24 protein-coding genes are annotated in these 22,026 nt (G+C 38.5%); 16 read left to right on the top strand and 8 right to left on the bottom strand.

The annotated features are described in order from the left end of the window. Positions 1-97 precede the first annotated feature (97 nt). Positions 98-1,279 (top strand): M24 family metallopeptidase, encoded by a 1,182-nt coding sequence (locus J2S11_RS08595; protein WP_307393515.1) that lies wholly within the window; start codon positions 98-100, stop codon positions 1,277-1,279. Between the two features lie 291 nt (positions 1,280-1,570). On the opposite strand, the gene J2S11_RS08600 is transcribed toward J2S11_RS08595, so the two are convergent. Then, entirely contained in the window at positions 1,571-2,044 is a 474-nt protein-coding gene (locus J2S11_RS08600; protein WP_307393517.1) for a DinB family protein, read from the bottom strand. A 217-nt stretch (positions 2,045-2,261) separates the two neighbouring features. On the opposite strand from J2S11_RS08600, the gene J2S11_RS08605 reads away from it, so the two are divergent. The 7 genes from J2S11_RS08605 to J2S11_RS08635 all read left to right on the top strand — a co-directional run bounded on the left by J2S11_RS08605 (position 2,262) and on the right by J2S11_RS08635 (position 8,163). Further along, positions 2,262-2,810: a CGNR zinc finger domain-containing protein gene (locus J2S11_RS08605; protein ID WP_307393917.1), complete on the top strand. Its 549-nt coding sequence runs from the start codon at positions 2,262-2,264 to the stop codon at positions 2,808-2,810. A gap of 23 nt (positions 2,811-2,833) precedes the next feature. Further along, complete coding sequence (locus tag J2S11_RS08610) at positions 2,834-3,991, top strand: hypothetical protein (RefSeq protein WP_307393519.1); 1,158 nt, start codon at positions 2,834-2,836, stop codon at positions 3,989-3,991. Between the two features lie 179 nt (positions 3,992-4,170). After that, positions 4,171-5,772, top strand: coding sequence for an MDR family MFS transporter (locus J2S11_RS08615; protein ID WP_307393522.1), 1,602 nt, complete (start codon positions 4,171-4,173; stop codon positions 5,770-5,772). A 17-nt stretch (positions 5,773-5,789) separates the two neighbouring features. After that, complete coding sequence (locus tag J2S11_RS08620) at positions 5,790-6,224, top strand: MarR family winged helix-turn-helix transcriptional regulator (RefSeq protein WP_307393525.1); 435 nt, start codon at positions 5,790-5,792, stop codon at positions 6,222-6,224. Between the two features lie 203 nt (positions 6,225-6,427). Next, on the top strand, positions 6,428-7,309 hold the full coding sequence (locus J2S11_RS08625; protein WP_307393527.1) for an AraC family transcriptional regulator: 882 nt from the start codon (positions 6,428-6,430) through the stop codon (positions 7,307-7,309). Between the two features lie 130 nt (positions 7,310-7,439). Beyond that, positions 7,440-7,610, top strand: coding sequence for an SRPBCC family protein (locus J2S11_RS08630; protein WP_307393530.1), 171 nt, complete (start codon positions 7,440-7,442; stop codon positions 7,608-7,610). 37 nt (positions 7,611-7,647) lie between these two features. Next, complete coding sequence (locus J2S11_RS08635) at positions 7,648-8,163, top strand: SRPBCC family protein (protein WP_307393532.1); 516 nt, start codon at positions 7,648-7,650, stop codon at positions 8,161-8,163. 109 nt (positions 8,164-8,272) lie between these two features. Here J2S11_RS08635 and J2S11_RS08640 read toward each other — a convergent pair whose 3' ends face one another. Together J2S11_RS08640 and J2S11_RS08645 are read right to left on the bottom strand one after the other, a co-directional pair. Further along, positions 8,273-8,731 (bottom strand): MerR family transcriptional regulator, encoded by a 459-nt coding sequence (locus tag J2S11_RS08640; RefSeq protein ID WP_307393918.1) that lies wholly within the window; start codon positions 8,729-8,731, stop codon positions 8,273-8,275. 41 nt (positions 8,732-8,772) lie between these two features. Beyond that, positions 8,773-9,438: a DsbA family protein gene (locus J2S11_RS08645; protein ID WP_307393534.1), complete on the bottom strand. Its 666-nt coding sequence runs from the start codon at positions 9,436-9,438 to the stop codon at positions 8,773-8,775. Between the two features lie 214 nt (positions 9,439-9,652). Here J2S11_RS08645 and J2S11_RS08650 point away from each other — a divergent pair, with 214 nt between their 5' ends. Beyond that, complete coding sequence (locus J2S11_RS08650; RefSeq protein WP_307393537.1) at positions 9,653-10,552, top strand: DMT family transporter; 900 nt, start codon at positions 9,653-9,655, stop codon at positions 10,550-10,552. A gap of 45 nt (positions 10,553-10,597) precedes the next feature. Here the strand turns inward: J2S11_RS08650 and J2S11_RS08655 are convergent, their stop codons facing one another. Next, positions 10,598-11,728 carry an NADH:flavin oxidoreductase gene (locus J2S11_RS08655; protein ID WP_307393540.1) on the bottom strand — a complete coding sequence of 377 codons (1,131 nt, stop codon included), beginning with the start codon at positions 11,726-11,728 and terminating at the stop codon, positions 10,598-10,600. Between the two features lie 13 nt (positions 11,729-11,741). After that, entirely contained in the window at positions 11,742-12,143 is a 402-nt protein-coding gene (locus J2S11_RS08660) for a MerR family transcriptional regulator (RefSeq protein ID WP_307393543.1), read from the bottom strand. A 192-nt stretch (positions 12,144-12,335) separates the two neighbouring features. Here J2S11_RS08660 and J2S11_RS08665 point away from each other — a divergent pair, with 192 nt between their 5' ends. From J2S11_RS08665 to J2S11_RS08680, 4 genes are all read left to right on the top strand, one after another. After that, positions 12,336-12,947 carry a TetR/AcrR family transcriptional regulator gene (locus J2S11_RS08665; protein WP_307393546.1) on the top strand — a complete coding sequence of 204 codons (612 nt, stop codon included), beginning with the start codon at positions 12,336-12,338 and terminating at the stop codon, positions 12,945-12,947. Between the two features lie 72 nt (positions 12,948-13,019). Continuing rightward, positions 13,020-13,631: a GNAT family N-acetyltransferase gene (locus J2S11_RS08670; protein ID WP_307393549.1), complete on the top strand. Its 612-nt coding sequence runs from the start codon at positions 13,020-13,022 to the stop codon at positions 13,629-13,631. Positions 13,632-13,812: 181 nt separating this feature from the next. Next, a complete protein-coding gene (locus tag J2S11_RS08675; RefSeq protein WP_370875488.1) occupies positions 13,813-14,463 on the top strand; it encodes a spore coat protein in 651 nt (216 codons plus the stop codon). Between the two features lie 261 nt (positions 14,464-14,724). Then, the gene (locus tag J2S11_RS08680) at positions 14,725-16,047 is read left to right on the top strand and encodes an amino acid permease (RefSeq protein WP_307393552.1); all 1,323 of its coding nucleotides are present in this window, start codon (positions 14,725-14,727) and stop codon (positions 16,045-16,047) included. A 57-nt stretch (positions 16,048-16,104) separates the two neighbouring features. Here J2S11_RS08680 and J2S11_RS08685 read toward each other — a convergent pair whose 3' ends face one another. From J2S11_RS08685 to J2S11_RS08695, 3 genes are all read right to left on the bottom strand, one after another. Beyond that, positions 16,105-16,902: a YqcI/YcgG family protein gene (locus tag J2S11_RS08685; protein ID WP_307393554.1), complete on the bottom strand. Its 798-nt coding sequence runs from the start codon at positions 16,900-16,902 to the stop codon at positions 16,105-16,107. 146 nt (positions 16,903-17,048) lie between these two features. Then, positions 17,049-17,669 (bottom strand): LysE family transporter, encoded by a 621-nt coding sequence (locus J2S11_RS08690; protein WP_307393557.1) that lies wholly within the window; start codon positions 17,667-17,669, stop codon positions 17,049-17,051. 90 nt (positions 17,670-17,759) lie between these two features. Then, on the bottom strand, positions 17,760-18,353 hold the full coding sequence (locus tag J2S11_RS08695) for a DUF1989 domain-containing protein (RefSeq protein ID WP_307393560.1): 594 nt from the start codon (positions 18,351-18,353) through the stop codon (positions 17,760-17,762). 171 nt (positions 18,354-18,524) lie between these two features. Here J2S11_RS08695 and J2S11_RS08700 point away from each other — a divergent pair, with 171 nt between their 5' ends. The 3 genes from J2S11_RS08700 to J2S11_RS08710 all read left to right on the top strand — a co-directional run bounded on the left by J2S11_RS08700 (position 18,525) and on the right by J2S11_RS08710 (position 22,023). Then, a complete protein-coding gene (locus J2S11_RS08700; RefSeq protein WP_307393922.1) occupies positions 18,525-19,217 on the top strand; it encodes a response regulator transcription factor in 693 nt (230 codons plus the stop codon). Beyond that, positions 19,207-20,376, top strand: a complete 1,170-nt coding sequence (locus tag J2S11_RS08705; protein ID WP_307393563.1) for a sensor histidine kinase — start codon at positions 19,207-19,209, stop codon at positions 20,374-20,376. The genes J2S11_RS08700 and J2S11_RS08705 overlap by 11 nt, the downstream gene beginning before the upstream one ends. Positions 20,377-20,946: 570 nt before the next feature. Next, positions 20,947-22,023 carry a D-alanine--D-alanine ligase family protein gene (locus J2S11_RS08710; protein WP_307393565.1) on the top strand — a complete coding sequence of 359 codons (1,077 nt, stop codon included), beginning with the start codon at positions 20,947-20,949 and terminating at the stop codon, positions 22,021-22,023. Positions 22,024-22,026 lie beyond the last annotated feature (3 nt).

The following is a 22,026-nucleotide window of genomic DNA, read 5'->3' on the forward strand; positions in this document are numbered from 1 at the left end:
TCGATGTAGATACCTAGACAAGTATATCTAATATTAATTAGCTTTTTGAAGACGCAGTCTTACAGAAAAGAAAACAATAGAAGGAGGATGACTGGCTATGCTTCTTTCCATATCCAAAGAGGAAATGCTAACAAGACAAAAGAGATTACATGAGGAGTTGGAGAAAAGGGGAATTGAGGCTGCAATTTTGTTTAGTGTGACGGATATCTTTTACTTAACAGGCTTTCATTTTCATCCAACTGAAAGACCTATGGGTATGTTTATTGATCCTCAAAAGAAGGTTCATTTATTTGTACCTGCCCTTGAGCATGAGCACGCTGAAGAATTCGCTTCTGTAGATAGCGTACATTCTTATCCTGAGTATCCCGGACTTAAGCACCCTATGGAGTACTTAAAAGAAGCGCTCATTGAATCTGGCTTTCAGGGGAAAACGGTGGGCTATGACTCAGATGGATACGGCTCTCCACAGGGGTATCGGGGTCCAAGTGTAAGCTCCTTTCTGGATGCAGGCGAATTTATATCGGTACACGGAGTTGTTGAAGAATTAAGGATGATTAAGTCTGTACAGGAAATTCAGTTGATTAAAGAGTCCTGCCGCTGGGCCAATTTAGCACATCGTCTTCTTCACAAATATTCGAAGGCAGGATTAAATGAAACAGAAATAACGAGTCGTGCTTCTACAGAAGCCACGTTAATGATGATCGAGACACTCGGTCAGGATTACAAGCCTCATGGCAGTCCAGCTCATGCTTTCTTTCGGGGACAAATTGGAGAAATGTCTGCCATTCCTCACGCAGTCACTCAAAATGCTAGGCTTAGAGTGGGGGATACCCTAGTCACTCAAGCACACGCTGACGTTTGGGGATACAAGAGTGAGCTAGAGAGAACAATGTTTGTAGAAGAATACAGTAGGGAGCAGGAAAAGTACTTTAAACTGATGTATGAAGCCCAAGAGATTGCCTTTCAAGCGATCAAGCCTGGCGAAGTTATGTCCACAGTAGAGAAAGCTGTGCAGCAGTATTTCTCAGAAAACGGGGTGCTAGATTTAACCCTGCACCATTCAGGTCATGCGATAGGACTTTTGGGTCATGAAGCTCCATTCTTTGATTTAGGAGATCAAACAGTGATTCAGGAGGGAATGGTATTTACCATAGAGCCTGGTCTATATGTGAAGGGCGTAGGAGGATTTAGACATTCAGATACAGTAGTAGTGACGAAATCTGGTATAGAAAGATTAACCTATTACCCTAGAGACATCGAGTCGCTAGTTTGTCATTAAGGATTCAACCCTCAGCTTCCTGTCCGAGAGGGAGACAATGTGTTTATTTATTTTTCTAGCTTCACTGATGAAGATGCCTATGAAAATCACCTAACCGCTTTGGAAAAATCTAAGCGATGGCATGGAGAGATAAAAAAACATTGGAAGGATATCTTAAAGGATCGCCTGATATAAAGAAGCTATCTCCTACATCACGCTCACACCTACGAGGTTGATATGCTCTCCAATGAATATAAACAAAAAGCCTAACTTCTTAGCTATCCGTTAAGAAATTAGGCTTTCCTCTTAGGGTTACGACAAAGTCCACTTTCCTTGCTCTCTTAGAAGAATAACAATCTGACCAAGATGAAACGCATCGTGAGTAGACCAGTTAGCCAAATACTGGCTTATCTCCAGTTCTTCTAACTGAGTATCCGTAGTGTTTGATAAAGCTTCCTTTAACTCATTATACAGATTGCCAGTATAATCTAAAGTTTCTTGCCATCCTACTAGGTCATTAGAATCCCCGTGGTTTTTAAATGTTTCTTCATTTGTTTTGACTAGAGTTCTTTCTTTTTTTTGACCGGTAATCTTTTCTAAAATGTTCTCATTGTAGTAATTCATGTGATGAAGAATTTGCCAAATTGAGTTTCCTCCATGCTCTGGCTGCCAAGCGGCTTCCTTTACTGTGACTTGTTCCAATACCTGAAAAACAGTTGGAAACCAACTATACTTTTCCCAAGTTGATACCCTTTGATCGATTAAAAACTGAACGTTAGAATACATGTGTCATCCTCCTTTAATTATTGCTTAGGATAGTTTAAGGCAAGTAGCAAACTTATTTTTCTAGTGATAGACTAGAAGAAATAGGTATGTGAATAAATATGCTTGAACAATGTAATACTTACCTTGTAACTACTTAATATTATTTAAATAGTTACATGCATTTTAACACAGTAGATTTCAAAGGGTCAACGAATTAATGGAGGAAATGAATGTGGAAATGACATGGCTGACTTTTATAAATAGCTTCTGGACTGATTGGCGTGGAAGAGACAAAGGGAGGGATCGCTTGGAGGAAGAAGAGTGGTTTCGAACCTTTTTAGAGAAAGGTAATATTAAGCTTAATGAACCCTATACTTCCGAGCTTGTTGAGGATTTAAAGCATGTACGACATGAAATGAGTGAGGTTGTTAGGAGATTAGTTAATGAAGAGCTGATACGAAAAGAAGATATGTTAAAAATGAATCAATGGTTAGCCCAAGGGACATATATAAGACAAATCGAACAAAAGGAAAATCAATTTGAGCTTATTACCTTGCCCTTAGATTCCAGTTTAGCTCAGCTTAAGGCTCAGATTATAGCTTCCTTTGTAGAAGCTTTAGTTGAAGGACAATACAAACGAATAAAAATCTGTGACAATCCAGACTGTAGATGGGTGTATTATGATACAACCAAAAACAGATCGAAGCGCTTTTGTGATGATAAAACATGTGGGAATTTAATGAAGGTTCGCCGCCACCGTGCACAAAAGAAAGCGTCTGACTTATAGTATGAATTCTGAGAGGAGGAAACATGAAACGTATTTCTAGAGAATCAGATAACCAAAAGGCGGCTCAAAAGACTAGTAGACCTACTCCCATATCTCAGAAAGATCCAACATTTATTACGTTACAGAGAACCATTGGTAATCGAGCTGTATTGCAATTTATTAATGGTCTAACAAGCGAGGTAAAAACAGTTCAGCTTGAACAAGGGAGCAAAACACAGTCATATAACCAAAGACCAGATGTGATTCAGAGAAAGTTTACATTTAATATTGATAAAGAAAATCTAACTGTAAAAGATGCTGAGTATGTAAGAGACAAAGGTACCAAATACCTTTCGAGTAACAAAGACTATAAACACACTACAGCCGACAGTGTGAAACAAGATATGTGGCTAGGTATGAACGGAATGCATATCACTGATTTTTGCAAGCGATTGATCGAAATATGTGATCAATATACTGAGTTACCTGGAATGAATTTATTGGATGCACATCCATTAACTCATGCTGAGCCTGCAGAAATTCCCATGAACTTAATTCTTGCTGAGAATTTCGATCTATTTACTGATTCTAAAGCTTCTATTGAAAAATTAAGTAATGAACTACGACCTTATATTACAGAGTTTAATACATTGGATGTGTCAGAAAGAAAAGTAGCAGCTTTTAACATGTGGAGCATATCAACTGATCTTATTAGAAGTATGGAAGCTTTCCGTGATCTCATGCCTTTAGTCAATGTGGTTTCTGGCATTCAAAAACGAGGGCAGGAAAAAGAAGCTCTAGAAATTTTACATGGGAAACGCTCTGGTACTAAATTGAATGCTCTTTGGTTGCTTTTTGATTTTGCAGCTATAAATGAAATGATTTCAGAAATGGAAAATGAAGACGAAATAAAGGAGGCGATTTCTGATGCGATACCTTGGCTTGAAATTGAACTCCTAAAATCACATATGGATTTTTTGGAAATGCCATTTACTCCTGAAAATATTGTCAATTACATCGCTGCAACCATGCTTGGTAATCATATTAACCTTGTTAAGATCAGTTATCCTGAGGCTGCTACTGAGGCAAACATCGAAGACAAAACGGTGATGATGGACGTACTTAATCAGAATGATGTCGCTATTAACAAAGAATTAGTAATTCATATCATGCAAGAAATTGGAACTTTTAAAGCAAACTAAGATTAACCGTATGAGGATCGGCCAGCACCTTTCATTTAATTGTGAGCTTCTTGACGAAACCTCCACAGAATAATATACTATCTAAATGGTTAACCAAGTTAACTATTCGCCTTTCAAAAAATTAAAGTATCTTATATGCAAAAATAAACTTGATGAAGGGTAAGTGGAGGAGAAGGAATATGGAGCATCTTGATCAAAAGAAAAAAATATCCATAATGCTAGCGATTATGGCTGCTATGCTTTTTGCTGCATTAAATCAAACGATTGTAGGAACAGCATTGCCTAAAATAGTTGGTGAATTAGGTGGATTCGAATATTACAGCTGGGTTTTTACCAGCTTTATGCTGGCTTCTAGTGTAACGGCTATTTTAGTTGGGAAGCTATCTGATACGTATGGGCGTAAGCCTTTTATTTTGATTGGAATCGGTATTTTTATTGTAGGTTCTTTTTTATGTGGTTTATCTGAAAATATTATCGAATTGATTATATATAGAGGGGTACAAGGCTTTGGGGGAGGCATGATTATGTCCACTGCCTTTACTGCTGTAGGAGACTTGTTTTCTCCAAGGGAACGCGGACGCTGGCAAGGAATCATGAGTGGGGTCTTCGGTCTTGCAAGTGTATTTGGTCCAACTCTTGGTGGGTACATCGTTGATCATACTCATTGGAAATGGGTTTTTTGGGTTTTCTTACCTGTAGGAATTATAGCTTTTGCCATGATTTTCTGGCTATTTCCATCTATCAAGAGGACTGAGAAAGTTCCAATTGATTATTTAGGATCACTATTTTTAACCTTGACCATAGTTCCATTGTTGCTAGCCTTTTCGTGGGCAGGATCAAGGTATGATTGGGCTTCTACCGAAATATTAGGTCTGTTTTGTGCTGCAGCCGTTGCTTTGATTTTATTTATTGTTGCGGAAAGAAAGGCTAAGAGTCCCGTTGTTCCTCTATCTTTATTCAAGAATGGAATCTTCACTATTTCAAATGCAGTAGGTTTAATTTTGGGTGCTGGGATGTTTGGAGCTATTATGTATATGCCATTTTTTGTGCAGGGAGTTATGGGAACCTCGGCTACTCAATCTGGATTTATCATGATGCCTATGACATTAGCCATGGTATTAGCGAGTACCATCGGTGGACAGTTAATCACCAAAACGGGTAAATATAAGCTTATTGCTCTAACTGGCTTGCTTACTATGGCTGTGGGAATGTACTTATTATCACTAATGACTGCTGCTACTTCAGTGCCTGTAGCTGTTCTATTTATCATTATTGTAGGGTTTGGTCTAGGCTTGGCATTCCCTGTCTTTACTTTGACGGTGCAGAATGCTGTAGACCAAAAGCTGCTAGGTGTTGCCACAGCATCTACTCAATTGTTTAGACAATTAGGTGGTACGATTGGGGTAGCTATTTTAGGAACGATTATGAATGCTAGGATGAATAGTAAAATTGGAGAGCTGATGGAGCAAAACCAAGGAGCTTTACCTACGGATCCCGAAGTATTAGAAACTTTGGAATTTTTACAGGATCCACAGGTATTAATGGATCATCAAAAAGTTGATGAATTTCTTCTTTCGATTCCACAAGAACTACAACTTATTGTGCAAGATATGCTAAACTTAATGAAGGATGCCCTTAGCTTTTCTCTAACAGGAGTATTTTTCATTGGAAGTATTATTATGCTTAGCGCGTTTATTCTAACGTTCTTATTAAAGGAGATTCCTTTACGTACATCCAATCAGGCTCCGGCGAAAGACGAGGCGAGTCAAGGAACTGAATAACAAGAGGACGGATGAGTATGGAGAATAGAGAAGAGCTTATAACAGAGATTGATCTGTTAACCATTCAAATGAATAAGCGTTTTAAACAGGCTATGACAGAGCTTTTTAAGGGTGAGTTAACGTTAACAGAGTATATCTTTCTGAAATACCTGTTGAATAATGGACCTTCAAGGCCTTCAGATGCAGCAGCTGTTTTTGAGGTTTCTTTGGCACATGTCACTTCAATGTGTGATCGACTCGTTAAAAAAAGCTTAATATATAGAGAGCGGACAGAAGCAGATCGAAGAACGATTGAAATTGGCCTTAGTGAGGAAGGTAAGGCTATTATAGAAAAGTTTACAAAGATAAAAAGAGAGTTTTTGACGACTCTGTATCAAGACTTATCAGATGAAGAATTAACTCAGCTCATTTTTATCATGAAAAAGGTTAATGATTCTTTTGAAAAAAGATAAAAAGATGTAATCAGATAGTACTTATATCATATAAAGCTCAAATTCTTAACAGTTCTGCTGAGAGTTTGGGCTTTTTTGAACCTTTATAGATAAACACCTATAGCAATCATAAACCAAAGTCAAATCCGACAAAAATCAAGTACGAATGATCGGGAACAAGCTTTTAACAGGAGATAGAATCGTTAGTGAGAGGAGGAGATACAATGGATTTGCTCAAGGAAATGAATCAAGCTCTAACTTATATTGAAGAGCATCTTGACGATGAATTGGATTTAGCCCAAGCAGCCGTCATTGCTCGCTGCTCTGAATTTCACTTTAAAAAGATGTTTGCCTATCTAGCTGGAATCCCTTTACTAGAATATATTCGCCGAAGAAGATTAACTCTAGCTGGATTCGAATTAAAAGCAGGGAGCATAAAGGTGATCGATGTTGCCATGAAATATGGCTATAATTCTCCAGATTCCTTTACTAAAGCCTTTTATCAGCTACATGGGATAAATCCTTCTGAGGTGAAAAAGCTTGGTAGTTCATTAAAAGCATTTCCACGTATGTCCTTCCAACTAACCATAAAGGGAGGAAATCCTATGGATTATCGGATTGAACAAAAAGAAGCTTTTACTCTTGTCGGAATTAAAGAAAGAATTCCCCTTGTCTATCATGGAGAAAATCCTGCTCTTACGGAAATGATGAAGCAGATTACAGATGAAGTATACACAAAGCTAAAATCACTAGCTAATGTGGAGCCTTACGGAGGCTATAATGCCTCATTCAATTTTTCGGACAGAGAGAACGAAGAAATAGCAGAGCTCGATCATCTTATTGGTGTAGCCACAACAAAAGAGGAGGTATTAGGATTAGACTCACATCACGTCCCTGCCCTTACATGGGCTATTTTCAGTGTAGTAGGGAGTCCAACAGATATTCAGGAAATATGGGGACGGATTTATGGAGAGTGGTTTCCTTCGTCTCAATATGAAGCGATTGACGCTCCAGAAATCCTATATACAGCAAAAACTGTTCCAGAGGAATCGAATTTTAAAAGTGAGATTTGGATTCCTGTTCAAAGGAAAACTGAAGCAGGTTAAACTCAAGTTTTATTTCTCTTTGAGCTGGCAGGTAATAGGAGAGAAGAAGGAAAATACAATGATATAAATAGGCAGGAAGAAAAGGAGGCTATATTCAATACAGCTATTTGAAGAAGCAGGTGGATGCTCCTTGGTACTAACTCATACGTTTTATAAAACAGATTATATTCCGAACTTCTTGGCAGGGTGGCATGTACATTTAGATGTATTGGCTGATGTTCTGGAGGAAAAGCATGAAGGATTTCCTTGGGACAAAGTAAAGGCGATGAAGAAGGAATACATGAATAAGCTAGGACAATAATTCACTCAAAAATACACGATGAGAGGAGAAATGACAGATGACACAGACCCTTACAATTGAGCACAAAACATATATTCATGTACACCCAAGCAAGGTCTATGAAACACTAACCACAGGAAAGGGATGGGATGCTTGGTTCACTCAAGGCACAGCAGTTGACGCTAGAAAGGGTGGAAGGATTCATTTTCGCTTCAAGGATTTTGGTCCCGAGCATATTACTATGGAGGATGGAGGAGCGGTTCTAGAAAGCGACTTAAATGAGAGATCTGTGTTCCAATGGACACCAGGTGACTCGACAACAACTGTTTCTTTTACATTAACAGAGGTAGAAGAAGGTACAATGGTTAACGTAACAGAAATCGGCTATACAACATCTGAAAGAGATTTAGCCGCTTATAGTGATTGCTCTGTTGGGTGGGGAGAGGCTTTAACATTGCTAAAATTTTACTTAGAGCACGGCATTACTTATGGTCAAGTACCACGGCATACTATGGACAAGATCATGGTTGGGCAATACGAACAGCGTACAGATGACTATCTAAAAAAGAATTAAGAAATAATATAAGCTGTAAAGTGAAGAGATCATACCTAAATCACAAGGGTATGATCTCTTTTTCAATCAATGGAGACTCTTTAATTGTAATTATAGGTAAGGCTCTACTTTATTGTTTGTCGGGAGTATTCCAGCCTTGTACTTCTTCATTTAAAAGATGCTTTACTTTCTCTATTTGATCAGGGGGATCCTTATCAAAATCTTTCATTGGCTCGTGTTTATGCATCCAATGATGGAGGCGATCCTCTATTTGATGCTCAGCCTGCTGTAAAAACTCTATTTGTTTGCGAACATTTAGGAGCTTTGTTTGATAGAACTTAATAATGAGTGACGAGTGCAGCTCTGGATTTTCTGTCGTTGCTACACAATCAAAATACCTAGCAATTTCCTCTGTAGTGGTTCCTATACTGAGAAATAATTGGATCGTTTCGACCCACTTTACATCTGCTTCGCTGTACTCTCTGTATCCATTTTCCTTCCTTATAGGAGTAATGAGTCCTTTTTCCTCATAATAGCGTAAGGAACGGAGGCTAACTCCAGTTTTCTGAGATAAGGCACTAATCTGCATCACGATTGCCCCCTTAGTAAAAGCCATAGATTAATTTTAGCTCAACTATTACGAATATCTTTTATTATATCAGTTATAGTCTCATATTCAGAGAAGCCCTTAGAGATAAGGTGGAATAGAGTATCAGATTCCTGTAAATACAGTCTAGGAAAAGCGTCAGCTTTAAGCTGTTTCGCTAAGGAAAAATCATATCTAGCTATCTGTTTGAAATGCTCTTCCTTCATTTGCTCTATAAAAGTCTCCTGATTAAGCTGAAATTTCTCAGCAAGAACACGATACAGCTTATCTGAGCTAGGATTATATCCCTTCATGTAAATAAGGGTGAATAGCTCTGAAACAAATTCAATCGGATGAAAGGGAGAGGAGGACTCGCGCATTATAGCGACAGCTGTGGCTGGTATTAAGGAATCCATGATCACATCATCTGCTTTAACCATGGTAAAAAATTCATTACTAAATGCTGCTCCAGTTTGATCTATAATATTTTTATAGGATTCTCTTGAAACAGTACGCTTCTTCCTGATGCTTTCAATACTACCTGCTTCTTGAATCAGCCCACCGCTTATCACTTCAAACTGAAAAGTGTCTTTGTAGGTTTGGAACAGTTTCTGTACAATTGGAGTGAAGGCATAGCACCAAGGACATAACACATCGTAGACATATATTATTTTTTTGTTCTCTAAATTTTTATTCTGATTTTCATTCATCTTTAACACCCTTATCTTCTTGGAAAAGAGATATCTCCAAGTTAGTTGTGATTCACGATTATTTCCTACTATTTTAAACCCTTACATAGTGTGAAGGTCAATAGTTTTTGAAAAAGTAAAAAACATAAATACTTCGATACAACCCGAAATGTTATTCCATTACAATAAGACTATGGATCTATAAACATAACTAAATCAAGTGGGGGAGAAAAGGTTGAACAGATATATCTTTGCCTTATTAGTTATCATAACAACATCTTTAATGGGCTCTTCGTTTGCTGTAGGTAAAATGGGGTTGGAGTATGTTTCACCCCTTTTCTTAGCTGCTTTGAGATTCACCTTAGCTGGAATGATCATGGTTGTGGTCGTTAAGCTTTTAAAGAGACCACATCCGAAAACAAAAGATGTGTGGTTGAAGGCGGTTGTCATTGGTTTTTTTCAAACCGCAGGTGTGATAAGCTGTATCTTTTTAAGTCTACAAACGATTACTTCCGGGGAATCAGCTATTCTTACATTTATGAACCCATTACTTGTTGTTGTGTTCGGCACACTGGTTCTAAAAATGAATTATAAATTCCTACAGTGGGTAGGTGTTAGTTTAGGCTTTGTCGGTGTTTTTATTACACTGGGAGGACAGGTTGAGTTTAAAATAGGAACACTGTTTGGCTTCTTGTCTGCGGTATCCTGGGCGATCGCTACGTTATTGGTCAAATCATGGGGAAATAAGTTCGATACCTGGGTTTTATCTGCTTACCAAATGCTCTTTGGAGGATTGTTCATTATGATAGCTAGCTTTTTGTTTGAGCAGCAGTCTTTTGAGATCAACCTTAGCTCAATAGGTATACTCATTTGGTTAGCCATCATGGCGTCAATTGTACAATTTGCGTTGTGGTACTTTTTATTGCAGAAAGGCGATCCAGGAAAAACAAGCTCTTTCTTGTTCCTAGCGCCATTTTTCGGAGTAATATCTGGCTGGGTGTTGTTAGGTGAAGAGCTGAAGTGGTATGTGATGGCTGGTGGGTTACTCATCTTCATTGGTATCTTTTTGGTCAATTGGAGAAGTCATTCCATGCGGCAACGTGAGAAGAGGGTGGAGGCTGTCCCTAAGAGCTAGTTTTTGGGACAGCTTTTTAATCCGTTTATAAACAAATGAACTTAATTAAACCAATGTTTTTAATGCATCTGGAGTATAGGGAATGAGATCATTTCTTTGAGCATCTCGTATTTTGGTAGCCCATGCAGGGTCAACCAGCAATGCACGACCCACAGCAACCAAATCGAACTCTTCCTTTTCTAGTCTTTCCATTAACTGATTAATACTACTTTCGTTGACTTCCGTTCCTGTACTTAGATTGTTCACGACATCACCGATTAAACCTACCGATCCGACAGTAATCGTGGGCTTTCCAGTAAGTTTTTTAGTCCAGCCAGCTAGATTAAGGGACGATTCATCAAACTCCGGCTCCCAAAACCTGCGAGTTGAGCAATGAAAAATATCGACTCCAGCATCCACCAACGGTGCTAGCAATTTTCCTAGCAGCTCGGGAGTAGTTGCTAGCTTTGCCGTATAATCTCCTGATTTCCATTGGGAAAAACGGAATACGATAGGGAAGTCGGGTCCTACTGCGAGACGACAAGCCTTAATTGTCTCTACAGCAAATCGAGTACGGTCTATAGGACTACCACCATAACGATCCGTTCGTCGATTTGTTTTTTCCCAAAAGAATTGATCGATCAAGTAGCCATGTGCACCATGAAGTTCAATTCCATCGAAACCTAGCTGCTTGGCATTACTTGCCGCTTGGGCATACGCATCAATCACTTTTGCTATTTCTGATTCGCTTAGTGGTTCGGACACTTTATTGCCTGATTGAGTAAGACCTGATGGACCAATCGGTAATGCATCGGGATTCGGCAAGTCACCTATACTACGCTCCATACCAACGTGCCAAAGCTGGGGAATAATTCGTCCGCCCGCTTCATGAACAGCTCCGACCACATTAGACCAGCCCTCTAAGGCATCTTTACTATAAAGATTGGGCCAATTAGGACTGCTTCCTGCAGCTGGGTGGTTTATCAATGTACCTTCAGTCACAATAAGTCCTACAGCATTTACTGCACGTCTTCGATAATAGGCAGCAACATCTGATCCTGGCACTCCTTTAGGTGAGAAGCCACGGGTCATCGGTGCCATGACGATACGATTCTTGATGGTCAGGTTCCCAATTGAAAAAGGGGTGAACAATGCTGAAGTCGAATGGTATGGATGTAGTTGTTTATTACTATTCAATTCATAACCTCCGTTACTTATAAACTTTTTTATTTACTTCTTCTTTTCTCCAGAAAGAAAGAAGGCTTTCCAACTTTATTTCTGCTTCTTTTAAAGCTGTTATCTGTTTTTGTGTGTTACTCAATTTGTCTTCGTATAGGGCGACGGCTTCTGGAACACATGAAGGATGAGCAGATGTTGGAATCGAATCATGTGTTGAAATGGATGAAGTACAAACTAGGATTTTCGCAATTTCATCTGTATTTAGACCCAGATCAAGAAATAGTTGAATTGTTTTTACTCTTTCTATAGCAGACCTATCATATTTGCGGTAGCCATTTCCAAGCCGCTCCGGAATGATAAGCTCTTTTTCCTCATAATAGCGTAGAGAGCGGATGCTCACTCCTGTTTTAACTGATAATTCACTAATACGCATACCATCACTTCCTTTCCTTATAGGTCTTATTAAATCATAAAGTATGACATTGTGTGAGAGTCAATAGGAAGTGTTCCTTCCTGTGTTTCATCAATTTTTTTGCCTTGCATTTTAAAGATATATATATTATTCTGTTATTAAACCGATCGGTCAGTTTATTCGAAATAACATGTAAGTAGGTGATTTAGAATTATGGCGCGACCCTCTGGGCAAGGAGACCAAACAAAAGAACTTATAGCAGAAAAAGCTAAGGATCTTTTCGAACAGAAAGGCTATGCGGCCACTTCTATGGAAGATATCCGTAAGTATACGCAAATTAGCAAAGGAAGTATTTATTATCACTTTAAAAGTAAAGAGGAATTGTATTTGTATACAGTTGAAACAGCTTCTAAAGCCTGGAGAACAGAATGGGAAAATCAAGCCAACCAGGTTACAACGGCTACAGAGAAGTTATACTTGCTTGCTAGATATTATGCTTCAGATATGCAGAACCCACTATCTAAAACCGTTCCAGAATATATTGGCTCAGAGAATCTCAATGAGAAAATAGATGAAAAAATCATCCAACTCATTCAACCAGAATATGATATTTTTTATCAGATTATTGAGGAAGGCATACATGATAAAGAGTTTGTAAGTAATAAAACAATTGGCGATTTAGCCTATATTCTTTATAGTACACTCACTGGCATGAGTATTACGCAATTCCTTGGCTATGATGAGAAAAAGTTCTATCTACTTTACGAAAATGCGATTGATGTTTTTTTGAATGGGATAACTAATCATAAACCCCTCACTAAATAAGGGGTTTTAAAGCACAAGTTATTAAACCGATCGGTCAGTTTATTAATAAATGATTACAAGGGAGGAAGTTCAATGCAAACGTATGATATTCAAGTAAGACCAATGGGCGACTTTGAATCGGATATACACCGTAAGGCGGCAGCTGTTTTTGTTGATGGATATGGTAAGGAATTAACTTTTCTCTCTAAGGACCGTGAACGCTTAATCGATACATTTAGTCAAATGATTTGTCCAGATGTTTTTTATCTTGCTGAATTGGACCATGAAATCGTTGGAATTCTTGCCTGTTCCAACAATCATAAGCGAGCGCTGACAATTGATCAGACCATTCTAAGGAAATCCTTTGGCTATGTGAAAGGAAGTCTTGCTTATAGGTTTATGAAAGACGAGTTTAATAAGAAATTACCTTACCAGGATGATACAGGGTATATTGAAAGTGTTGCCACAACAGGTAAAGCCCGGGGGAAAGGTGTTTCAACCACCTTATTCCGTTACGTCTTGGAGAATGCTTCCTATCAACGCTATGTTCTTGAAGTCGTAGATACGAATGAAAACGCCTATCGATTATATACTAAGCTGGGATTCTCAGAGATAGAACGGAAAAAAGAAAGTTTCTCAAAGCTAAAAGGCTTTAAAGAACGGATTTATATGGAATTATCCGTAGGCACTCTTTATAGACATTGAGGGACTATAGAAAAGGGCTCTGAAAGGAGTTATAAGGTTTTAATATTGAGCACGTAGTTCTAAATAATAGACCTCATCATTTACCTCAACGAAAGATTTGGTGAAATATGTATAAAATTCCTCTGTTGCTCACATATTATCCGTGATAAGAAAAACACAATGCTAATGAGGAGGCAACATGATGCAGCAACAAACTCCAATGAATCAAGGTCAACAGCAAGGTCAAACTCAAGGGATGCCGAACATGAACCATGGTGGGCATGAGCTTTTTGATTTACATGAAGTACTAGGAGATAAAATTAATTTGTTAGACCAGTTTATGATCTTTAGACAATATGTACAGGATCCAGAGCTTCTAGATATTTTGGACAGACAATATCAATTTGCTCTTACACATTACAATATTACAGCTGAGTGCTTTTCCACAGGACAAAAGCCTAGTCAGGAAACAGAAACGTATATGATTCAGAACATGACCCCTCCTGTTTATGGAATTAAACCAAGCCAACCTAAAAAGCCAAATCAATCCCTTGCCGACGTTAAGGATGCTGGACTCAGCGGTCATATGCTTGGGCTTGTTAAAGGTCATGCTTCATTATTAACGATGGCTTCTGTTGAGGTAACAAATCCTGTTGTACGCCGAGTATTAGCGTCACAGGTTCAGCATTTTATTGAAATGGTCTATGAGATTTTCCAATACCAAAATAAGAATGGCTATTACCAGGTACCTCAGCTGTCTGCTCAGGATGCACAGGCTATGCTAAGTGCCTATACACCAGCTCAAGGCACTCCTCAAATGCCTTCAAATCAAGGTGGTACAACGACTCACTAAGCAAGTCTCGGTCAAGCAGAACCTGCTAAACAAACATTAGAGCTCTAAAAAAGTGAAGGCTTTTGTATTAAAATAAAAGGTAATTCAGTTCAAAAAGATCTAACCTCTGGATAATGAACGGTTCCAAAGGTTAGATCTTTTCATTTGGGCATGTATTAGAGTGTTCTAAGGCTGACTCACATTGTTTTCTAATGATTCTAGTCTTTCAGGATGAAACTCTAGTCTAGGGACAGAATACAGGATAAGAGAGGAGGGCGAGTATTGAACCATATAAGAACTGAAAAGTGGGCTTCTTGGTGGCAGGTAGCTCTATTTGGAGCTGGCTGTACAATCGGTATAGGCTTCTTCTTAGGATCAAGCATTGCCATTCAGAAAAGTGGTGTTTTCATCTTTATTATTTACCTTCTAGCAGCTATTTCAACTTGGTTTGTCCATGATGCTTTGGCACAGCTCACGATTCACTTTCCACAGAAAGGATCATTTCGTAGCTTTGCTAGAAATGCTTTTGGCCGCTGGGCTGGATTTGCTGTAGGCTGGATCTATTGGTTTTCGGAAATTCTTATTTTAGGAAGTACTCTTATAGCTATTGGACTTTTTACACAGGTTTGGTTTCCTGATATCCCACTTTGGTTGTTGTCAGCAGGATACTCCTTTCTAGGACTTGCCATCCTTATTTTAGGAACTAGAGGAATCAATCAAACGGAAAATTTATTCGCTGTAATAAAAATTGCTGCTATCATCATGTTTATAATTGTAGCTATTATTTCTTTATTCAAAGATTCTTCCACAAGTAAATCTTTCTCAACACTCATAGAAAACGAATTAGCAAACGGGTGGAAGGGTGCATGGCAAGGACTTCTTTATGCCTTTTATGCTTATGGCGGTATTGAGGTTATGGGCTTTATGGAAACCAATTTAAAAGATGTGAAGGAAGCAACAAAAGTAGGAAGAAGCATGATTGGTGGAATAACACTCTTATACATTTCTTCACTTGCTCTCATTTTGCTAATTGTACCGATTCATCAGCTAACTCAAGATAGGAGCCCTTTTATAAGTGTCCTTGAATTGATTCACGCCTCTTGGTTCGCTTATATCTTAAATGGTGTTTTTGTTGTCGCTGGTTTCTCCATCCTCGTTGCCTCTTTATATGCGGCTTCCACAACTTTAGTTTCCTTAGCTGAGGACAGGGATGGACCAAGCTGGATAAAGAGAAAAGTAGGAAAAAGGGAGCATCCTATCTATGCCTATATCCTCAATGCTCTAGGTTTGTGTTCGGCTGTTTTACTTGCGCTCCTCATTCCAAAGGAAATTTTCCTATATCTTATAACAGCTGGTGGTTTGGTTCTACTTTATATCTGGCTCATCATTTTGTTCTCTTACCTACGACTTTTCAAAGAGAAGGAAAAAAGAAGGGTAGAAACATTAAAAACATGGTCAGCCATTTTTCTGATTGTTTTAGCCTTTTCAGGTAGCATGCTGGAGCCTTCAGGGAGGATTGGTTTTTGGATTAGCTTAGGTATTGTCCTTTCTATGGTTCTTATTACTTTTTTGGTTAAGCGAGCTGTAGGGGATCATGCTGGGTAAAAATTAGGTACCATCTAATGGGAAGGGGGACGATACCTAAGAGAAAGATAGGTTATTCTATTCAAAATTTCTGTTAGCCTCTGCTTGAGTATCCTCGTTTGTATGATGAGCTACTTTCGTGCTCCATACAGTAGAAAATGGACAAACAGTTGGAGTGCTCTGGTCATCCGGTAAAAAGTATTGTTGCCATTCAAGATTATCCTTCTGTCCATACCATTTCAATGAAGGGTGAACCGGAACCTGATCATAGCTTTCTAAGTTCTTTCGTATCAATTTTTTCATGTTTCTGCCAAATGGAGTAGCATCATTGATCTCCTCAAACACCCAGCGAGGCTGAAAAGCCAAAAGAAAAGTGGCAAATGATCGACTTTTACGTTTCTGATGAGCTGGAGTGGCACAAAAGGTAAAGTAGGGCTGACCATCAAAGCAAAATTCCCAAGATGGATGAGCAGGATCGATTGAAATTCGAGCTGGCCATAAAGTTTCGTCCTGTGCACTGAGCTGACTAAGGAAGCTCCAAAAAAGCTGTTCATACTCCTGCACACTAAGATTTCCTACTAAAGGATTTGGTTCAAAAAAAAGAACGAAGGAAGCATATTTACCTGTTTCCTTCGAGCAATGTCCATACTGCTTAAGAAGCTCCGCCGTTTGCTTGATAGCTTCTGTAGAGCTAGGTTCTGGGACAAATCCGAATCTTAACTGATTGCTTTGAAAGCCTTGACGACCAGGAATACAGGGAAACGCATTTATAGGGTCAAGCATCATGTTACTAAACTGATTATAGGCTTCTTGGGCCCACAGTGGAAGGCTATCTACATGTTCATCTAGCGATAACTTTGTATAGAGTTCAGCCATGTTCTCCTCCTGCTTTTAGATTTTAGGGCATAGTATGCATGGGAAGGAGTATAGGTGAATGCCTAATAGACGAAAGAGGAAAGCCAAAGGCTATATTTAAACCAACTATAAGCGTTGGTAATCGGCAAACTAGTAGGATTTAATCATCACTGAAGAAGCAAAAGAAGAGCCTGATAGCCAAAATAAATGCCGAAGCCAATTAAAGAACAAGCGGCTAATGTTGAGATTACTTGAAGGATAGACTGATTTCCAACCTTATGAAAACTACTTGCAAACAGGGCGATGGCAACATCCCAGATAAAAATACCTAAGAAGATGCCTAGTGTATGCCACAAAAGCTGTATGTACCCAAACTGATGCATACTTTGAGCTAAGATTGAGCCGTATATTCCTAGCCAAAATAAGATATTCAAGGGGTTTAGCAAAGCGATGAAAAAGCCTGAACGAAAGGAACGCATACCCGTTTCTGTTTTAGGAAGTATGCTACTTTTCTTTTGGTTGATTAGTGTTTCAATTCCCGTGTAGACTAAAACAAAACAACCAAAAAGCCAGAGGAACACTTTCATAAACGGGGTACTCAAGAAGTGAGCCAGCCCAAAATAGATAAGTAGCATGTACAATATATCCGCACACATTGCCCCAATTCCAATAAGCCAGGCGTGAAGAAATCCAAATCTAGCTCCTTTTTCTAATTGTGCAGCTGTGATAGGACCAACTGGGGCAGATAAGGAAACACCAAGAAACATATACGTAAAAAAGGTAGGCACAATCATCCCTCCATAGGTAACAACTAACTTGTACACTCATTTTATTCATGGAGGGTATGGTGTAGAAGAGAATTAATGATTAATTGATGCTTATGTTATTTCTACCTGAATGGAAGTGCAATGGTAGCCATTACAGGCACTTTCAGCACAGGGACAAGCAGAAATCGCTACAATTAAATCTACTTCAGCACGAAGCTCTGTAAAATCTCCAGCTTTGGATAAAGGTCGTTCTATCGAAATTTTACCTGAGGATGAAATTTTGGTATTCATAAAAAGGTTAAGTGGATAATATTGCTTAGGGGACTGAATCTGAAAATTATTTAAGGCACGATTAAGATTATCGTAGCAGTTTTTATGATTAGACTTTTGGTAAAGCAATTCATACATTTCTGAGCGACAAGCTGGATTAATAAAATCATGCTGACCTACCGTATCCTTCACCACTTTTAATAAAGGGCGATAACGATTGGAATATATATAATCTCCTTCTTTCATTTTAAAGCTCCGTAGCACATCGAGAGTTACTCCAGGATCTAAGCGTTCTTGGATATCTTCTTTTACATACGCAATAAAATCTGCTACCTGCTGACCTTCAACATCGATTACCCGTACCGTTTGACCAGCTGATAAGTTAAAGCCTATGCTTTCTGTAGCAGGAATCAACCATTTTTGCTTTTGGTTCATATTCATACCTCCTGATAGTCTTAAGTCTCCTAAGCTAAGTATGGCTATGATAAAATAAAGCTATTCCACAGATAAACTTTATCTTTTCTTAAGATTTAGTTATAACATTCTTTAAACGATATGATTATGCTTAGTAAAGTAGCTTTGCACTAGACTACAAACAAGAGGATGATGAGCTTGAGAAATATACTAATTGTTGATGATGATAAGGAAATAGGCAACCTAATTTCTATCTACTTAAAGAATGAAGGGTACACCTATACTTTTGCCCACGATGGAAGGGAAGCACTGGAGAAGTTTGAGAATGAACATATTGATTTGATTATTTTAGATATTATGATGCCTGAATTAAATGGCATTGAGGTATGTAGAAAAATTAGAGAAAAACATCTTGTTCCTATTTTAATGCTAAGTGCCAAAGCGGAGGATATGGACAAGATTACTGGTTTGATGACAGGTGCCGATGATTATATGATAAAACCATTTAATCCGTTAGAGCTAGTAGCAAGGGTAAAATCCCTGCTTAGACGATCCTTTCAATACGTGGCAGAATCAAAGCCTGCTGAGCACATTCTAAAATTAAATACAATTGAAATTAATAAATCCTCACACACCGTTATGATTGAAGGGAGAATCATTCCTTTAACCTCTAAGGAGTTTGATATTCTTTACTTGCTGGCAACAAACCTTGGCCGGGTGTATAGTGCCGAAGAGCTGTTTCAGCTTGTTTGGCAGGAAAAATATTATGCCTCCAATAATACGGTCATGGTTCATATTAGCAACCTTAGAGATAAATTAGAAAAAGAGCTTGGCTATAAATTAATTAAAACCGTTTGGGGAGTTGGATATAAAATTGAAGAATGAATATGTACGCAGCCTGCGGCGACAATTGCTCCTGCTCGTTCTCAATAGTTTTTTGTTGGCTCAAGGAGCTGTTTTACTTTTACTAGGTATAGCTGTGGTGGTGATGTCAGTGAATTCTGGTACATTTGGCATCCTAACCATGCCCTTCCAAGCACTGATTTCCATGCTCTACTACACGGTGACACCTATTCCTGTCATTTTGCTTACTGACCTCATCCTGTTTGTTATCTTCCTCCTAATGCTTAGTTCCAAAAGAATGAATTTGCTAGCGCAGATCATGGTTACGGTAAAGCAAATGTCTCAAGGGAAATTCGATGTGTCACTACCGGTAGATATAAAGGATGGCTTACCTAAAAACGAGATGAACATGCTAGCAGCTGACATTAATCAGATGGGAAATCAACTTGAAGCGTCTATAGAAGAAGAGAGAAAAGCGGTGCAAGCAAAAAATGAGCTGATTACAAATGTATCTCATGATCTAAGAACCCCTCTTACTTCAGTAATTGGTTATCTTCGCCTAATCGATGAAGACCGCTACAAGGACGAAGTCGATTTACGCTATTATGTGAGCATAGCGTATGATAAATCCAAAAGGCTAGAGAGAATGGTCAATGATCTTTTTGAATATACCCGAGTAAGCTATGGTGGATTGGCCTTACATCGTACTGAAATAAATATTGTTCAGCTCTTAGGACAGCTAAGTGCGCAATTTTCTCCACAGCTTGAAGAGGCTAATATGGATATGAAGCTTTCTTTTTCAAAGGAATCCATCCTTGTCAAAGCAGATGGTGATAAAATCATGCGTGTATTCGAGAACCTGATTCAAAATGCCATTAAATATGGAGCTGATGGTAAGAGGGTCGAAATCCGAGGAGAAGAGAAGAGGGGAGAAGCCGTTATTGAAATCGTGAATTACGGCTCAAGAATTCCAGCGGCTGATCTACCTCATTTATTTAATCGGTTTTACAGAGTAGAAAAATCTCGCGCTGAGCATACTGGTGGTACAGGACTAGGATTGGCCATTACGAAAAGTATCGTGGAATTACATCGAGGGCAAGTATCTGTAAAAAGCAATGAATTCGAAACCAACTTTGAAGTACGTTTACCTCTGTCTAAACCAAAGCCTCAACTCGAAATAAAAGAAATTCAACAAGAATAATGAAGATATATGGCTATTCCTTGGAGCTGTCCCACTAGTAGATTTGTCTACTTAGGGACAGCTTTTTTTGTTTGCTATCTTTTTTATATTGCTCTTAAGTCAGCATCTTTTGATTATTAATGAATGCTTGCTAGTGCTGCACTGGAACCATTGGATAATGGTTCATAGACTTGACAAATCAAAAAATAGTCTATATCGTATTAAGTGTATTATATATAGCAGTACACTTAATACAAATAGTAAAGACAACCTTATATTTTCTTAAGATTTTCTTTATCTTTTTTTTCATTTGTATTTAGAAATCAAGGGTAAGATGGTTTTAAAGCTAAGATATTCACCATCAAGACCCAAAACTTAATAAAAGGAGTGACCAATGATGAGATTCTCAAAATGGTTATTTATGCTATGGTTTCTCGTTATCGTCATGATAGCTGTATTTAATCTTAACTTATCAGCATAAATGAACAGATACTTAGAATAGATGAAATAGGTATTCGAATTCAATGAAATATACTCAGAATCAATGAACTAGAACACAAAAATTTACCCATAGAACGGTGGAGGTTTTAAATGAAAAAAACGATTCTTGTCCTGTACGGAGGTCAATCTGTTGAGCATCAGGTATCGTTACAAACCGCTTACTCTGTGTTAAACGCTTTAGATAAAGAAAAGTACCATGTTGTACCTGTCTACATTACAGAGGATGGAAAATGGTGTACCCTTTCTCCCTTAAAGCATAGCATTGCAAATGTTGAAGAACTACAAACAAACAGCTTGAAAACGGTAGCTGGCTCCATAGCAGATTTACTAGTTGAGTACTTTGGCAAGGAGAACAAACCCCTTGTTTTCCCTGTCCTGCATGGACCACTTGGAGAGGATGGGACTGTACAAGGCTTCTTAGAGCTGTTAGATGTCCCTTACGTTGGAAATGGTGTGTTTGCCTCTGCTGTAGCCATAGATAAGGAAAAAACAAAAGTACTATTAAAGCAAGAGGGAATCCTTCAAGCCCAATCCATAACCATTAGAAGTCATGAGTGGAAGGAACATGCAGAGGAACTAGTTTCACTTATCGAGTCAAAGCTAGGTTATCCATGCTATATTAAACCCGCTAGAATGGGTTCAAGTGTAGGAATCAAGCTTGGGTATGATCGTACTGAACTCAAACAAGGTATCCTTGAAGCCTTTCAATACGATACAAAATTACTGATCGAACCAGAAATTATCGGCAGAGAAATGCAGGTTGCTGTGTTGGGAAATGACTACCCTAAAGCGTCTGTCGTAGGAGAATTGAAAAAAGAGCGAGCGTTTATGGATTACAACGCTAAATATATTGAAGGTAAAATCGTTCCTGTTATTCCTGCTGAGCTTCCTGAGTCTGTACATGAAAAAATGAGAGATGTAGCCATTCGTGCTTTTAAGGCTTTGGATTGTAAGGGACTGTGTCGAGTTGATTTCTTTGTAACCAAATCCTATGAGGTTATCGTCAATGAAGTGAATACATTACCTGGATTTACAGCGTTTAGTCTGTATCCCGCCCTGTGGCAAAAAACGGACGGAACAACCTACTCACAGCTTCTTGAGAGGCTGATACAGCTTGCTTTAGAAAATAAAGAAAACACTCATCAAACAACAACCATAGTGAGGTGATTA

Source organism: Bacillus horti (genome assembly GCF_030813115.1).
GTDB classification, from domain to species: domain Bacteria; phylum Bacillota; class Bacilli; order Caldalkalibacillales; family JCM-10596; genus Bacillus_CH; species Bacillus_CH horti.